Source organism: Pseudoflavitalea sp. G-6-1-2, from assembly GCF_012927185.1.
Classification (GTDB): domain Bacteria; phylum Bacteroidota; class Bacteroidia; order Chitinophagales; family Chitinophagaceae; genus Pseudobacter.
Genome location: NZ_JABBGB010000001.1, coordinates 353,970 through 370,472, shown reverse-complemented (window position 1 = coordinate 370,472; position 16,503 = coordinate 353,970). Strand labels below are relative to the sequence as shown.

The 16,503-nt window shown below is 48.0% G+C and carries 13 protein-coding genes and 1 riboswitch; of the genes, 6 read left to right on the top strand and 7 right to left on the bottom strand.

What is annotated here, in order from left to right; translation table 11 throughout:
• Positions 1-8 precede the first annotated feature (8 nt).
• From HHL16_RS01445 to HHL16_RS01420, 6 genes are all read right to left on the bottom strand, one after another.
• On the bottom strand, positions 9-524 hold the full coding sequence (locus HHL16_RS01445) for a bifunctional adenosylcobinamide kinase/adenosylcobinamide-phosphate guanylyltransferase (protein ID WP_169423361.1): 516 nt from the start codon (positions 522-524) through the stop codon (positions 9-11).
• Positions 511-735: a cysteine-rich CWC family protein gene (locus HHL16_RS01440; RefSeq protein WP_169423360.1), complete on the bottom strand. Its 225-nt coding sequence runs from the start codon at positions 733-735 to the stop codon at positions 511-513. The genes HHL16_RS01445 and HHL16_RS01440 overlap by 14 nt, the downstream gene beginning before the upstream one ends.
• Positions 728-1,663: an ABC transporter substrate-binding protein gene (locus HHL16_RS01435; protein ID WP_169423359.1), complete on the bottom strand. Its 936-nt coding sequence runs from the start codon at positions 1,661-1,663 to the stop codon at positions 728-730. The genes HHL16_RS01440 and HHL16_RS01435 overlap by 8 nt, the downstream gene beginning before the upstream one ends.
• Before the next feature lie 25 nt (positions 1,664-1,688).
• On the bottom strand, positions 1,689-2,270 hold the full coding sequence (locus tag HHL16_RS01430; RefSeq protein WP_169423358.1) for a DUF6580 family putative transport protein: 582 nt from the start codon (positions 2,268-2,270) through the stop codon (positions 1,689-1,691).
• A gap of 21 nt (positions 2,271-2,291) precedes the next feature.
• A complete protein-coding gene (locus tag HHL16_RS01425) occupies positions 2,292-4,169 on the bottom strand; it encodes a TonB-dependent receptor (RefSeq protein WP_169423357.1) in 1,878 nt (625 codons plus the stop codon).
• A gap of 123 nt (positions 4,170-4,292) precedes the next feature.
• Positions 4,293-4,506, bottom strand: a riboswitch (cobalamin riboswitch).
• A 29-nt stretch (positions 4,507-4,535) separates the two neighbouring features.
• Positions 4,536-6,602 (bottom strand): TonB-dependent receptor, encoded by a 2,067-nt coding sequence (locus HHL16_RS01420; RefSeq protein ID WP_169423356.1) that lies wholly within the window; start codon positions 6,600-6,602, stop codon positions 4,536-4,538.
• A gap of 60 nt (positions 6,603-6,662) precedes the next feature.
• Here HHL16_RS01420 and HHL16_RS01415 point away from each other — a divergent pair, with 60 nt between their 5' ends.
• From HHL16_RS01415 to HHL16_RS01395, 5 genes are all read left to right on the top strand, one after another.
• On the top strand, positions 6,663-8,003 hold the full coding sequence (locus HHL16_RS01415) for an APC family permease (protein ID WP_169423355.1): 1,341 nt from the start codon (positions 6,663-6,665) through the stop codon (positions 8,001-8,003).
• A gap of 15 nt (positions 8,004-8,018) precedes the next feature.
• Positions 8,019-9,191, top strand: a complete 1,173-nt coding sequence (locus HHL16_RS01410) for a PLP-dependent aspartate aminotransferase family protein (protein ID WP_169423354.1) — start codon at positions 8,019-8,021, stop codon at positions 9,189-9,191.
• Between the two features lie 115 nt (positions 9,192-9,306).
• Positions 9,307-10,746, top strand: coding sequence for a TolC family protein (locus HHL16_RS01405; protein ID WP_169423353.1), 1,440 nt, complete (start codon positions 9,307-9,309; stop codon positions 10,744-10,746).
• Positions 10,747-10,804: 58 nt separating this feature from the next.
• Positions 10,805-12,172, top strand: coding sequence for an efflux RND transporter periplasmic adaptor subunit (locus tag HHL16_RS01400; RefSeq protein WP_169423352.1), 1,368 nt, complete (start codon positions 10,805-10,807; stop codon positions 12,170-12,172).
• Positions 12,173-12,208: 36 nt separating this feature from the next.
• Positions 12,209-13,246, top strand: coding sequence for an NAD(P)H-dependent glycerol-3-phosphate dehydrogenase (locus HHL16_RS01395; RefSeq protein ID WP_169423351.1), 1,038 nt, complete (start codon positions 12,209-12,211; stop codon positions 13,244-13,246).
• Positions 13,247-13,475: 229 nt separating this feature from the next.
• Here the strand turns inward: HHL16_RS01395 and hemW are convergent, their stop codons facing one another.
• The gene (hemW, locus tag HHL16_RS01390; RefSeq protein WP_169423350.1) at positions 13,476-14,609 is read right to left on the bottom strand and encodes a radical SAM family heme chaperone HemW; all 1,134 of its coding nucleotides are present in this window, start codon (positions 14,607-14,609) and stop codon (positions 13,476-13,478) included.
• Positions 14,610-14,667: 58 nt separating this feature from the next.
• On the opposite strand from hemW, the gene HHL16_RS25265 reads away from it, so the two are divergent.
• Positions 14,668-16,467 carry a BamA/TamA family outer membrane protein gene (locus HHL16_RS25265; protein WP_169423349.1) on the top strand — a complete coding sequence of 600 codons (1,800 nt, stop codon included), beginning with the start codon at positions 14,668-14,670 and terminating at the stop codon, positions 16,465-16,467.
• Positions 16,468-16,503 lie beyond the last annotated feature (36 nt).

The following is a 16,503-nucleotide window of genomic DNA, read 5'->3' as shown; positions in this document are numbered from 1 at the left end:
TGCTGGTGTCAGAGTTTTAGTGGTCTTCCGCTCACCATGAAAATCGCTTCGTCGGCTTGTCTGGCAATCAGCTGGTTTGTCCAGCCCTGCAGGTCGGCGAATTTTCTGCCGATCTCAGTATCGGCATGCATGCCCATTCCGATTTCGTTGGAGATGATGATGAAAGTGCCGGGGCGTTTTTTCAGTGCAGCTATCTCTTGCTCAATAGCAGAGAGACATTGTTGAATATCATTCTTCGTGTCAACAAAGAAATTGGTGAGCCAGAGTGTAACGCAATCGATCACTACTACGCGGTTATCGAGCGGCAGTGATGCGAAATGTTTTTCTTCTTCGATGCTCGTCCACCGTTCATCGCGATCGTTCTGATGATGGCGGATGCGTTCGTTGAAATCGTCGTCCCATCTGCGGGCGGTAGCAAGGTAGATGGGATTGTTGCTGAGTGCGAGCGCTGTTTCCTGAGCATAACGGCTCTTTCCACTGCGAACTCCTCCGGTGATGAAAATGACTTTGTTATCGGTTGTCATGCCAGGCATGTTTTTCTTTGAAGAAGACGTCTTTCTGTTTCAGCTCCAGCAGGCAGTTGCGGCAAAGGCAGTCTCCATAGCGTTCTTCGAGGAAAGCTCTTTCTTCTGCAGACATGGCAACGCCGTAACACTGGCAATGTGTTACATCGCCCACTTTACATTCGAATGGGCTTTCACAGCGTGGACATTTCTTTGTTTCGTGCTTACACATACTCCTTCGTTTGGAAGAGAGAAGCGGTTTTATGTTGAAGATGATCGGGAACGGAAAACAGTTGAGGATGGAAGCATGCTGCGAGTATCTCGATGCCATCCACCAATGTGCCGGCGCTGGGTTGTGTGAAGAGATCGTAATCTGCGATATGCACAGCGCGATCTTTCACGGCGGTAAGGTTTTCCCATCCGGGCTTCTGAGTGAGCAGGTGCAATTCTTCCCTGCTTCTTTTTACGTCGAAGCCGCAGGGTGCGATGATCAGTACTTCGGGATCGTACTTCAATATTTTTTCCCAGCTTGTTACAATGCTGTCGCCTGCCGGGTTGGAGAGCATGTCGATGCCTCCTGCGTATGCTACCTGGAAGGGAATCCAGTGGCCGCAGTTGTACACGGGTTCGATCCATTCCATGATCATAACCCTTTTGGGTGCGGCGCGATGAAGGCGGAGTGTGTCGATGATGTTGTCGATGCGTTGCTGCAATGCAGAGAGGTAGGGATAGGCAGCTTCTTCAGCGCCTAATGCAGTGGCGATGGTGATGGCGGTTTGAAAAACATCCTGCAGGTTGTTGGGTGTTAATGCAATCAGCTGCGGTTGTTTGGGAAGATTGGCCACTGCGGCAGCGGTACAGGCAGTATCGATCTGGCAGACTTCACAAACATCCTGCGTGAAGATCACGTCCGGCGCTATTTCTCCGAGTACAGCTTCATCTACGTAGTAGAGGCTCTTGCCCTGCGCTTTGGATGCTGAGAATATTCTGTCGATTTCGATACTGCTGTATTGCTTGCCTTCCAGCACACAACGCACCACCTTTTGTTTTTCCTGCAATGCCTGCGGCGGACATTCGAATGTGATGCCGTGCAGCAAATGCTGCAGCTGCATATCATAGATCATCTGCGTGGCAGCGGGAAGAAAGGAGCATGCTGTCATGATGCTGTTATTGAAATGTGTTGAATTAATGTGCCAGTTTCAATGAATGGTATCTGCGTTGCAGCCATTCAAAAGTGGTGAACATCAGTCCGCCATAAGCCAGTGTACCTACGAGGAAATTTCTTTCGTAAGGGATGGCTGCTACGAGGCTGGTGAAATATCCCGCCCATGTTTTAGGGTACATGGAGTTTTCTATCATAAAGCAACCGGGGCTTGTTCCGATCCAGTGGATCAGTGTAGCCGCTACGGACGCGATAATGATATTGCCGACAGTAGCTCTGCGAATGATGTATTTGCTGGCGATGGCCATCAGTGCATAAGAACCATAGGTCCAGTAAAAACCTTCGTAGAAGAAACGCCATTCATTGTAGTAAACAAACCGGTTGAGGATAATATCGCTCACCCAGAGTGTCAGCACCGGAAACAGCACGCTCTTGATGCGGTTATTGAAATAAGCGCCTCCAAACAGCGCCATTGCGCCAAGCGGAGTGAAGGTAGAGAGTGCGCTCATCGGGGCTTCAGAAGTGAGGAAGATCCTCAGCAGTGCAACCAGTACGATAAACACCAGCAGTACTGCATTGCGTGGATTGAATTGTTTCAATGACATTTTCGTTTCTGTTTTAAGTTTTTATAACCTTACGGCTACACCTGCTGTGATATTGGTACCCATGGTGCCATAACCAAGTACTTCCTGGTATTTGGCATCGGTGATATTCTTCAGGTCAGCAAATATACGGATACGATTGTTTACGAGCTTGTATTCAGCATAGGCATTCCAAATGGTGTAAGCCTTGAGTGGCACCATAACTTGTGCATAGTCAGGTGCAGGGCCGAAGGTAAGGTCGTAGCGCGTACCATATGTGTAAACATTGGTGCTTACAAACAGGTTCTTTGTTACCTGATAACCAATGGTGGCGCCGAAAGCATGTTTGGGTCTGCGGACCAGGTTATAGTAACTGCTGTCTTTTCCATTCTGGGTTGTGGTTACTTTACCGTCAACATAACTGTAATACAATTTGATGTTGAGGTCTTTGGTAACATTGATCGATGGCTCAATTTCCAGTCCCTGATCTTTTTGTTCGTTCAGGTTCACATTTCGGTTGTTGATATAGGTAATTACATCCTTGATGCGTCTGTTGAAATACACCACGCGTGTTTCCAGTACATTGTTTATGAGTGATGCCTGCGTACCGATCTCCCATGTATAGGATTTTTCCGGTTTCAGCTCAGGATTGCTGCCATAAAACCCGTAAAGTTCGTACAGGCTTGGCGCTCTGAATGCTGAAGCGAGGTTCGCAAATACTTTCACGTTCTTATTGATAAGATAAGATGGGTTAAAGCTATAGGTGAAGTGATTGCCGAACTGACTGTGGTTGTTGAGGCGCGCACCTGCCTCCAGGTAAAAACCGTTGAGGTCTTTGAGGAAGAAGGAGAGATATGGGCTATAGATGGTTATCTCCGGATTTTTCTTTGCGGCAGTGGTATCGAGCAGTTGCTGTATGCGTGTATCGAAACCGAGCAGCACCTGTACTTTATCATGTACATCGTATTGTGCGAACGCTTCAGCTATTTGTGCCTTGCCTCTGAATGTGTAACCGCCGGAGATTCTGTCTACATCATCGAATTGGTATTGGGCAGTTACCTGTCCTTTGTTGAATTTATAATTGACCTGTGTACCAGCAGTGATAAGCTTGCTGTCGTAGCTATTGGTTTTAGAATCGAAGAAAGAACCTGCGTCGAAGTTTCCGCTGATGGCGGCATAGCGGAAGAAAGGTTTTACACGCAGGTTATCGATGATCTCCCCGTCGAGATTCACGTTCACGGATTTCTGCATGTAACCATCTTTGTCGAAAGACTTCACAGCAGCAGTATCCAGGGCTTCGGAAATGCCTTTGGTTTCAAAATGAGTGAATCCGATATTGTAACGGAGTTTATCATTTCCTCCACCCATGCCTGCATTGGCTTTGATGGTGTTGTAACTGCCCATTGCATAATTGCCGTACAATTCAGCAGGTTTGTTTTTGCTGCCATTACGGGTGATGATGTTGATCACTCCGGCAACAGCGTTGGAACCATAGAGGGTGGATTGTGCTCCTTTGAGGATTTCGATCCTTTCGATCTGGTCGATGGGAATCAGGCGGAGATCAAAGGCACCGCCGGTTCCTGAAGGATCGGCAAGAGGAATACCATTGATGAGGATCACAGTGTAATTGGAAGTAGCGCCACGGAAGAAGATCGATTTGTCTTTTCCGGGATTGCTGGTGGCTCCGTTCACTACCATGCCGGTTTGCTCGGTGAGGAGTTGTGACAGATCCTTACCAACGCTGCGGTCGAGCACGGTTCTGTCGATCACTGTAATCACTTTTCCTGTCTCTGATGCTTTGCGCGCGTACTTTGTAGCAGTTACTACCACTTCGTCCATTTGTTTTCTGACGGTGGTACTGTCTTGTGCAGTGGCATGGAGAGTCGCCATCAATGCAGCAAGTGAGAGTAGTTTTTTGTTCATGCTCATGATTGTTTTTAAGAGAGCTATGAACCTTCGGACATAGAAATAATTACTGAAATGAAATGTGAGGCAGCGCCGGTAAGGCACTCATTTCATCCCGGCTTTTCACCCGAAAGCTCGCTGATGTTGTTACATGCAACTGGCAGGTCTTCTGGCTCGTTGCCTGTTCAACACCTTCCCATCGTAAAGTGACAGTGGTATGAAGATTGAACAAAGATTGCAGCGGATAAAACTGCATCACAACTTACAGCTACGGGGATAGCACCGGATTTGCACCGGTTTCCCTTTTAATCCCTTGGACTGGTTAGATCCGGGAACCAATTACGGGGCAAAAGTAAATCCGGCGAACATATAGTCAAAAACTATTTACCAACTGTATTTTATGGCCAGTCCGGCAAAGAAATTACGGCCTGGAGCGGTATTGTAGTAGCGGCCTCCGGCGGCATTGATATCGTTACCCAGACTGTATTCCGCATTGAACAGGTTGTCGAATCCGGTGTAGAGATCGGTACTGATTTTTGAAGTAAAGGCCTTGCGCCATCCTGCTCTGAAACCAGTCAGCTGGTAGCTGGCGGCGTATTCGGAATTAGCATCGTTGAGTGCGGTACGGTCGCTGTAGAACCAGGTGATATTGGCGTAGAGCCCCGGTTTGGTGTTGAGATCGATGCCGGCAGCAATGGTATGCGGCGCCACTCCCGGCAGCTGTTTGCCGCTGAGATCGGTATTCACCTGTTTAAAGTTCTTGTATTTGAAGAAGTACCAGGTATGGCTTCCCCAGGCTTGCAGATTGGAAATAAATCCGGCAGAGCGGGGGAGGAAGTTATACCTCACCTGCGATTCAATGCCCTCCTGCTTTGTAGAGCCTGCGTTCTCAAAATAGTCTGCTCCGCTGGCATCGCGCCTTTGCACGATGGCGTTCTGCAACTGGTAATGGAAGGCATTTACTTCCACATACAAACTATTGTTGAGCCAATTGCTTTTTACACCTGCTTCGTAGTTTACACCGTGCTCGGCAGATAATCGTGTATTGATCTCCGTTGTAGAAGGAAGCACTTCCTGTGATGTAGGAGGAGAGAAACCTTTCGATACACTGGCGTAGATCAGCAGTTGCGGAATGAGTTTTTTGGAGATGGCAATGCGTGGCGCCCACTCGCTGCTGTAGGTTCTTTTCTGCTCAGGAAGATTGGGACTGGATAATCTTTGTATGCTGATGGAAGACTGATTAACACTCACTCCTGCTTGTATCACCCAATTGTGTTTCAGTTGCAGTTCGGCCTGAAGGAAGGCTGAGTAGAGCCAGTTGTTAATATCATCATCTGTCTGAACAGAGTCCGGACGCCCACCTTTGTTTCGGAATGTTTTTGTATTGAAAAAGCCGCGTTGCGCTTCGCCTCCAAAGAGCACATTGAGCGCAGCATTGTTCAGTTGTTTGTTGTAGGTGAAAACAGATCTGCCCCCGAAATGAGGCTCGGACCTCTTTTCATAGTTTCGGAATGTGGGATTCTTTATCTGGCTGAATGCACCATAAATTGTTGTGGTGTTGCGGAATGCATCGCTGAATGCATAGTTGTGAGTGATGCCTGCAAGAAAAGTTTGTTGCCTGATAGCAGCCTGTGCTCCATCGGCACTGGGAAAGGCTCCGGCTGCAGGCCTTGCTGCGCGCGGGTTTGCGAGGAACTCTTTTTGCGTAAGTCCTCCGGGTGTCTGATAATACAGATCACCGTAGATCACGGAAGTTTGCAGTGATTGCTTTTCACTGATGCCAATGTTCGATTCCCAGCTGGCGATATCTCTTCTGAATTCGGTGTGATCGCGATAGCCATCTCCCGATTGTCTGGTATAACTGATAATATTATTGCGTTCTGCATTGCCCAGACGAACCTGTGCGTTGAGATTGAAAAGGCCGTAGCTTCCTCCCGTGTATTGAACGTCGGCTCCGGCTTTGAAGTCTTCGGGCCGGCTGCTAAGCAGCAAGGCTCCACCGGTTCCTGCTCCGTACAAACTGCTGGCTGGTCCACGTACAATTTCAATTGAGCGGATATTGTAAAAACTGAATTGATTGAGGTAGGTGCTGCCGCCAGGATCGGTGAATGGAATGCCATTCCAGTATACTTTCACGTTTCTTACCCCGAATGGTGAGCGGAGGCTGCTTCCGCGGATATTCAGGCGGTAACTTCCCGGCGATCTTTCTTCCATACGCACGCCGGGCGTGGCATTCACGGCAGGCAGCAGATTCATATTATTATATCTTTCCAATTGAGTCGGCGTGATGAGGCTGACCGCCATACCGGCTTCTTTCAGCTGCCTGTTCTGGCCATAAGCCTTCACTTCAACGAGCTGCAATGTTTTGGACGAATCTTGTGGAATACCGGTCTGTGCTGCAATTGGAGCGATGCAACCGATGAGTATCAGAGCTGTGAATAATGATTTCATACCGAGTAGAATAGCCCCAATTTACATTAATTGATTCGCAATTTTTTCTATCTTCCAAACATGAAGTCTGCCAAACTAACTCTTTTCGATCTCACCATGATCGTGATCGGCCTCGTGATCGGCATGGGCATCTTTCGTACAGCATCAGATTCTGCGAAAGATGCATTAACACCCACCATCTTTTTTGCCGCATGGATCGTTGGTGGATTGGTGGCGCTTTGCGGAGCGCTTACCTATGCTGAGATCGGATCGAGACATCCGGTAACGGGTGGTTACTACAAGATCTTCTCCTATGCTTATCATCCTTCATTGGCTTTTTCTATCAACTGTATCATATTGGTGAGCAATGCATCGAGCCTGTCGGCCGTGGCATTGATTGGTAGCGGATACATCGGGCAGGTATTGTTTCACGATGGCGCCAGCGATGCCGTACGCGTGATCATTGCCATCATCGCCATCATTGTATTTTATGGTGTGAACCTGATGGGACTGAAGATGAGCTCGCGCACGCAAAACGTGCTCATGCTGATCAAGATAAGCATGATAGTTATGCTGATCGCCGGACTTTGCTTCCCTTCGCTGTACGTAGAACAGGCGCCGGTGGTAACAACAGGCGATGGCAGCATCAGCCAGACCATGAAGGCCTTCGGACTGAGTCTGGTGGCTATAAGCTTTACCTATGGCGGTTATCAGCAGACCATCAATTTCGGCAATGAAGTGAAGAACGCTTCGCGAAGCATACCCAAAGGAATTTTCATCGGCATCACCTGCATCATTGTTTTGTATCTGCTGGTGAATTACAGCTACTATAAACTCATCGGTTTCGAGCAACTGAAAACCACCAAAGAAATAGCATCGGTAATAGCAGGGAAGATGTTCGGACAAACAGGTTCGATCGTTTTCTCCGGACTGCTTTTCCTTTCTGTGCTCGCATACGTGAATGTATTGCTGATGAGCAACCCCCGCGTAATGTATGCGATGAGCGACGATGGTGTGCTGCCGGCTATCTTCAAAAAACAATCAGCCAAAAGAGAAGTGCTGGTGACTTCTCTCACAGTATTTGCCGCCACCTGCATTGTGGTGTTATTCTTTGCAAAGAAATTTGAAGAGATACTGAGTTTCACCATTTTCCTCGACTGCTTCGGAATGGCCATGTCTGCCGGAGCCATTTTCGTACTGAGAAAAAGAACAAAACATCTCGATGGAACGGGCATCTACACCATGAAGCTCTACCCGCTGATGCCTGTGATCTTTATACTGGCCTACACTTTTGTTGGTGTAAGCATTGCCATCGATAAGCCCCGCACCGCTTTGGTGGCCATAGGGGTATTGCTTACTTTTATTGTTCTGTATTTTCTGATGCGCAGGCCCGCAAAGCCAGGCGCAACGCAGGCTGACTAATTCAAAACATATTTCATGTCTCCATCTGAGCTGTCTTATATTATCAATGAACTGGGAGAAGAACGCGGTGAATATTTCGACGCAGTGGCGCCGCCGATTGTGCAAACCAGCAATTTCGTTTTCAGAACAGTGGCCGACATGAAGCGGGCTTTCGACGACGAATACGAAAATTTTATCTACACGAAGGGGCGTAACCCAACGATCGATATATTAAGAAAAAAGCTGGCGGCACTGGATAAGGCGGAGGATTGCCTTGTACTGAACAGTGGTACATCGGCCATCTTCGCTTCGGTTTTCGCGAATGTGAAATCGGGCGACCACATTGTTTCGGTGAATCGTCCGTACTCATGGGCGCAGCGGCTGTTCGATAATGTGCTGCCGAAATATGGCGTGGCCACAACGTATGTGGATGGCAGGGATATCGAAGCGTTTGAGCGGGCCATCCTTCCTTCTACCAAAATCATTTACCTCGAAAGCCCCAACAGTTGGGATTATGCCATACAGGATCTGAGGGCTATCGCCGAGCTGGCCAGGGCAGAAGGTATTATAACAATTTGCGATAACAGCTACTGCACACCGTTATTTCAGCGTCCCATAGAGCTGGGAATAGATATGAGTCTGCAGTCGGCCACCAAATATATTGGTGGACACAGCGATGTGGTTGCGGGTGTACTTACCGGCACCAAAGAGATGATGAAAAAGGTATTCAATCAGTCTCAGTTGTCCACCGGAATAGGTATTCCTCCCTTCCACGCCTGGCTGCTGCTGCGTGGTCTTCGCACGCTTCCGGCGCGCCTGGAGCGGATTTCAGCCACTACCACCACCCTGGTGAACTGGCTGAAACAACACCCTGCGGTGGAGCAGGTGATCTTTCCTTTCGACCCCTCATTTCCTCAATATGAACTGGCGCAACGCCAGATGACCGGTGCCTGCGGACTGGTGACGATAATTATCCGCGCAAAAAAAATGGAAGAGATTGTAATCTTCTCGGAATCGCTGCGACATATTCTCATGGCTGTAAGCTGGGGAGGACACGAAAGCCTGGTGATACCCCGTTGCGCATCATTGAATCCGCAGGATTTCGATGCTGCCAACCCGGAACACAGGATGTTGCGGTTTTATTTCGGACTGGAAGATGCCGACTATCTGAAGAGTGATCTGGAACAGGCATTTGAAGCGATGGTTTAACAGTAATTTTTTTCGCACTTTGCTAAGTACCATGTATATTGGTGGTTAGCCAACTCCCCCGGACCGCTTATCAAATAACAGGCCCCCGGCCTCTCATTACAATTACATTTGTTCTATGAAGAAATGGAAACTATTTCTGACTGTAGGGTTACAATTTAGCCTCGTATCAGTTTCTTTCAGCCAGGATAAGTGGGATCTCAGAAGATGTGTGGAATATGCGCTGGCAAACAATATTTCAGTAAAACAAGCCGATGTTCAGTCGCGCATTTCTGCGTTGACCCTCAATCAGGCAAGGCTTTCGCAATACCCAACCCTCGATCTCAGTAACAGAACCGGCATCAACTCTGGCCGTACCCAGAACCCCGCCGACTACTCTGTAAGTACCAACACTTATTTCTCCAGCAACTTCACCGTTTCGAGTGGGGTTACACTTTTCAACTGGTTCCGCATCAAGAACACCATTGCTGCCAACCGGTACGAAGCTGAAGCTGCACATACCAATGTTGAAAAAATAAAGAACGATATTTCACTCAATGTAGCCGCCGCTTACCTCCAGGCACTGCTGAACAAAGAGCAGGTAGGAACCAGCGAATTGCAGGTGAAACTTACAAGCGCTCAACTCGAAAATACCCGCAAACTCGTAGCTGCCGGTTCGGTTCCCGAACTCAATGCACTGGAACTCGAAGCACAGCTGGCCAGAGACAGCTCCACACTGGTAACAGCGCAGGCAACAGCCGCCACTTCGATATTGCAGCTTAAAGCATTGCTTACGGTTGATGCTGGTCAGGCATTCGAAGTGTATGCGCCGCCGGTAGATCAGATACCGGTTGAAAGCCTTGCAGAACTGCAACCCGAATTTGTTTTCAATATGGCCATTGAAAATATGCCATTGCAGAAAGTGAATCAGCTGAAACTGAAAGCTGCCGACAAAACCATCGCCGCCGCCAAAGGAGCCATGATGCCTTCCATCGATGCATTCGGTTCACTCGGATCAACATACAATAATAAATCTACTGCAAGTGACCTGAAAGCTACGCCAACAGTTATTGCCGCACCAGTTGGGAAAGTAGTGGTGGGAGGAACCAGTTACGATGTGTTCAATAATTATGTGATCTATCCTTCTAAAAATGTAGGATTCTTCAAGCAGCTCGATCAGACTTTTGGTCAGTCGGTAGGTCTCGGCGTGAGTGTGCCCATCTTCCGTGGAGGACAGCTTCGTACCCAATACAACCGCGCCAAACTCGACATGGAAAATATCAAACTGCAGCAGTCGCTGGATAACCAAACGCTGAAGCAGGATATCTATAAAGCCTATACCGAAGCCACTGCTTCACTGCAAAAATTTGTTGCAGGAAGAAAATCTGTAGAAACATCACAGAAGGCATTCGACTTCGCTACCAAGCGATACAATATCGGCCTGCTCAATACCATCGATCTGCTGAATAATCAGAACAATCTGTTCAAAGCAAGAATCGATGTATTGCTCGCTCAGTACGATTATGTTTTCAAACTCAAAGTGCTGGAGTTCTACAAAGGACAAGGCATCAAATTATAATTTTCGCAACTGCCGGAACACAGCATAGACGCCGGCCCCCCAACCAAACAGTTATTATATGAAGAAGAAAATCTGGTGGATATTAATCGCTTTAGTCATCCTGATCGTTGCACTGTTCGGGTTGAAAGCCGCTGGTGTATTGGGTAAAGATGAAGGATTGAAAGTGGCCGTTGAAAAAGTAAGCTCCAGAACTATCATCGAATCGGTGAATGCAAGCGGAAAAGTATATCCCGAAACAGAAGTGAAAGTGAGCCCGGATGTATCCGGTGAGATCGTTGAACTGAACTATGCAGAAGGCGACAGTGTGCGCAAGGGCGCAGTACTGGCACGCATCTACGCAGATATCCTTTCTACACAACGTAATCAGGCAGCAGCTTCCGTAGAAGTGGAACGCGCTAATGTAGAGAACTCCCGCGCACAGATGCCCGGCCTGAAATCAGCCATAGAACTGGCTCAGAAATCGTACGACCGTCAGAAACAACTGCTGGCAGAAAAGGTAATCTCTTCTTCAGAATTTGAAAAAGCCGATAATGATTTGCGCAGAGCGCAGGCAGAATACAACGCAGCCATTCAGAATGTAAAACGCGGAGAAGCCAGCATCAACAGTGCCAAGGCTATCCTCGTGAAAGCAGATAAAGACCTGGGCCGTACAGCCATCATCGCTCCGCGCGATGGTGTGATCTCTCTCATGAGTGTAAAGAAAGGCGAACGTGTAGTAGGTGCCAACATGATGGCTGGTACAGAAATGATGCGCATAGCAGACATGGGCGTTATCGAAGTACAGGTTGATGTAAGTGAGAACGACATCCCCAAGGTAAAACTCGGAGACTCTGCACTCGTTGAAGTAGATGCTTACAACAATCGTAAATTCAAAGGCATCGTTACCAAGATTGCCAGCAGCAATACCACTGCAGCAACCGCCACTACCGGAACCGGTACCAGCGATGTTACCAATTACAAAGTACATATCAGGCTGCTCGCCGATTCATACAAAGACATTGCTTCCAAAGGAAACCGTTTTCCTTTCCGCCCCGGAATGAATGCCAGCGCAGATATTCAAACCACTACCAAAGTAGGTGTGATCGCTGCTGCCATCAATGCCGTAACCACCCGCAAAAAAGGATCTGATGAAGTGGCTGGTGAAAAGAAAGACGACAAACAGGAAGAAGGTCTTCAGGAAAACACCAAAGCAGGTCTCACCAGCGATATGGACGAAGTGGTGTATGTATTGCAAAAAGACAATTCTGTAAAGAAAGTGAAAGTGCGTACCGGCATTCAGGACATGAACCATATCGAGATCCTCGAAGGGCTTAAAGCGGGTGATTCTGTTGTAACCGCCCCTTACAATGTGGTGAGCAAGATCCTCAAAGATGGCACCAAAGTGAAAGTGGTACCGGCAGATAAGTTGTTTGAAGCTAAGAAGTAAGCTCATTTACTTACATTTGCCGCAAATAACTGATTCATGCGATTGGGAATCATTGGTAGCGGAAGCTGGGCAACAGCACTTGCCAAAATACTTACAGACAATAAGAATCCTATTGGATGGTGGGTGAGATCTGAGCAGATTGTAAATCATATCAAAGTTCGCCGTCACAACCCTTCTTACCTCAGAAGTGCCTACTTCGATGCAAATCTCATCGATCTGAGCACCGATGTGGTGAAAGTAGTTGCCGATAACGAGTATGTTGTAATTGCTGTTCCCTCTGCATATATCAAGGATACGCTTGCTCCATTAGCGAAGGATGCTTTCGAAGGAAAGAAAGTGATCTCTGCCGTGAAAGGCATCATCCCCGAACAGAACCTCTTGCTGAACGATTACCTGCAACAGGAATTCAGTGTAAAGCTGGAGAACTATTACACCCTCATGGGGCCCTGCCATGCAGAAGAAGTATCGGCAGAAAAACTGAGCTATCTCACTTTCTCCGGCCTCGACGCCGGCATCACCGAAAAAATAGCGGCGCGCTTCAATACCGAATACATCAATACAATTGTGAATACGGATGTAATTGGTGTTCAGTATGCAGCCGTGCTCAAAAATATCTACGCACTCGGCGCGGGCATTGCTCACGGGCTTGAGTATGGAGACAATTTCCTCAGTGTACTCATCGCCAATTATGCAGATGAGATGGCGGTATTCCTTAAAAAAGTTGGTATCCAGCGGATCGAAGTGGGCGTGCACGAAGGACAGGATCCTGTAACGCACCGCAAAACGCCCAACTACGCAGCCTCCGTGTATCTCGGCGATCTGCTCGTAACCTGCTATTCTCCCCACAGCCGTAACCGAACATTCGGAAACATGATCGGCAAAGGTTACTCGGTTCGTTCTGCACAGCTGGAAATGAACATGGTAGCCGAAGGATACAACGTGAGCAAGAGCATTCACATCATCAATAAAACAGTAGGAGCCGAGCTGCCAATTGCAGACCATATTTACAGAATTCTCTGGGAAAATGTTAAACCTGCAGAGGGTTTCAGGCTAATTGAGCAGGAACTGGTGTAAATGTTGTAACTTATTATCAGAATCACCGACCAATGATAGAATAATCATGCGGTGGTTCCGCTAAAAGAATCAATATGCCTTTTTCATTTCAATCTTTCGGAGTTGCGGGTATCCTGATAATGATCGGGATACTGTCAGTTGCTGAACTGGTGAAACACCTGAAGGCAAGGAGGCATCAGCATCACTCATAAATCTTCCTGAATTTTACTGTCTGGCTAAGCCATCGAATCTACTCAGGCTCTTCCCTGAATAATTCTGCTGCAATTCCATCTGCGAATAACTTCCCTTGCGGAGTGAGTATCAGTTTGCCGTCTTCGTTTTTCATCAATCCATCTTTCAGGTACTGTGCGCATTCCTGTAAGATCTGCGCAGCAGTGGCCGGATCTGTTTTGGCTTCGATGATTTTCAGGTTCATTCCTTCGATGGTTCGGAGGGAGGTCATGATGTATTCGTTCACCTGCTGAACGGGTGTGAGAATTTCCTGCTCGAAAGGAACGGTGCCGGCTTTGAGTGATTGAATATACAGTGCGTTATTGGCGATATTCCATTGACGATTGGCGCCATCGTAGCTGTGTGCTGATGGGCCGAGGCCGAGGTATTTCTTTCCTTCCCAGTATGCACTGTTGTGTTTGCTGCGTTTGCCGGGGAGAGCGAAGTTGGAGATCTCGTAGTGTTCATAGCCGGCTTCGCCAAGCCAGTCCATCAGCAGCAGAAACTGCCTTGCCTGGTCTTCGGGGTTCACTGGTTCGCGCTTGTGCGTGCGGATCATGCTGTCGAGCGCAGTTTTGGGTTCTACTGTAAGCGCGTAGCAGGAGATATGAGGAACGCCGAGGCCGATAACTCTTTGTACATTCGAAAGCCATTTTTCGTCGGTGAGGCCGGGACTTCCGTAGATAAGATCGATGGTGATATTCGGAAAATATTTCAGCGCCAGCTGAAGGTTTTCGATAGCCTGCGAAGCAGTATGGGCGCGGTTCATCCATTGGAGATCTTCTTCGTAGAAACTCTGGATGCCGATACTGAGCCGGTTGATGCCCGATGCCTTCCAGCTTTGCAGCTTTGACTCGTCGATATCATCGGGGTTGGCTTCGAGCGTGTATTCCGCTTCGGGAGAAATGGAAAAATTTTCCCGGAGGGCAGCAAGTATTTTATTCAGGTTTTCCTGACTGAGCAGGGAAGGGGTGCCACCACCGAAGTAAATGGTTTCGACGGTTTCGCCGGCCAGAAATCCCTGCTGTAGCGGTATTTCTTTCAATAAACTTTCCAGAAAAGCGTTTTCCAGTCCGCGGGAAGTGGAGAAATGGAAATTGCAATAATGACAGGCCTGCCTGCAAAAAGGGATATGTATGTAAATGCCTGCCATGTTGTTACGGATATTTTATCGAATATTACAGCTCCAAAGGTAGCTGACAAAGCATTAAGTGAAAAACATCCTCATACGAATACTATGGCTGATACTGTTTACGGGGCCCCTGGCCGCCGGAGCGCAGTACGTGCTGCATATTATTCCGGTGGATAGAGACAGTACGTTTATCCGGGATTCGCTCCGGCTTCAGACCCACTTCAAAGCACGCCTGCAATGCGAGGAATATGTGGCCAAACTGCCCGACATTCTCAAACTGAAAGGATACCCCGTTGTTTCGGTTGATAGTGTCCGTTATGATTCGGCAGACGCTACCATGGAACTCTACATTGGCGCTGCACTGCGATGGGCTACCCTCAAAACAGACAGCATGGACAAACGCATTCTCGATGCTGTGAACTGGAACAGAAAAGACTTCGATCACAAGCGCCTCGATATGCTGCAGATGCAGCAATTGCAGGAGAAAATACTCGATCATCTCGAGAACAATGGTTATCCCTTCGCCAAGGTGTTGCTGGACAGTATCGGTGTACAACGCGAAGAATTCTCTGCCGTACTTCGCATCGACAAAGGCCCGCTGTATCGTATCGACAGCATCGTGAATCTGGGCAGGGCCAATCTTTCGGCAGGTTACCTGCAACATTATCTCGGCATACTCAATGGAAGTTTCTATCGGAAAAAACAGTTGCAGGCGATCAGTCAGCGATTGCGTGAATTGCCGTTTGTGCAGGAAGAACGTCCCTGGGATCTCACGCTGATGGGAGAGGGCTCCATATTGAATGTATACCTCGCGCCGAAAAAAAGCAGTCAGATGAATGTGCTGATCGGGTTGTTGCCCGATAACACGCAGGGCGGCGTAACGCAAAGCAGCAAGCTGATGATCACGGGCGAAGCCACCATCAATCTGAAGAATGCGCTGGGCGGCGGCGAAACCATCGGTCTCAACTGGCAGCAGATACAACCGAAATCTCCAAGACTGAACCTGTTGTATCAGCATCCCTATCTTTTCAATTCTCCCTTTGGGATGAATCTTGCCTTCGACCTGTTCAAAAAAGACTCTTCATTTGTGAACATCAGTTTTCTGTTGGGTGCGCAATATGCACTGTCTACCGGCAAAACAGGAAGTGTGTTCATTCAGAATACCCGCAGCAACCTGCTCACGGTAGATACCATTGCAGTGAAGAATCAGCGGAAGCTGCCGAACGAAGCAGATGTTACCGCAGTGAATGTGGGCATCAATTACGAGTGGTACAATACAGATTACCGCTTCAATCCGAGAAAGGGAACGGATCTATTTCTCAGTGTATCGGCTGGTACCAAAAATATCCGGAAGAACAATGTGATCGTAAAGCTGAAGGACAAAGACGACCCTTCATTCGATTTCAGTTCGCTGTACGATACATTCAAACTGAAAAGCTATCAGTTTCGTGTGAGGGTGGTGGCATCGCAGTACCTCAGGCTCACGCGCGTGAGCACCTTCAAGCTGGGGCTGAATGGCGGCTGGTTCCAGAGTCCGAACATCTTCCGCAACGAGCTCTTCATGATCGGTGGATACAAGCTGCTGCGCGGCTTCGATGAAGAAAGCATCTATGCCTCACAGTATGCAGTAGGCACGGGAGAATACCGGTATCTGCTGGGCATGAATTCATTTCTCTTCGGATTCGTAGATTTCGGATATGCCAAATCGGAGGCAAGGAATATCAAAGTGAACAATACCTTTTTGGGTACGGGCATTGGTATGGCATTCGAAACAAAAGCGGGCATCTTCAATATTTCCTATGCAGTAGGGAAGCGGGATGATACCAAATTCAATCTGCGGCAGGCCAAGATACATTTGGGATACGTGAATTATTTTTAGTGGCCCGATTCTTTTATTTTTGCACACGCAACAACC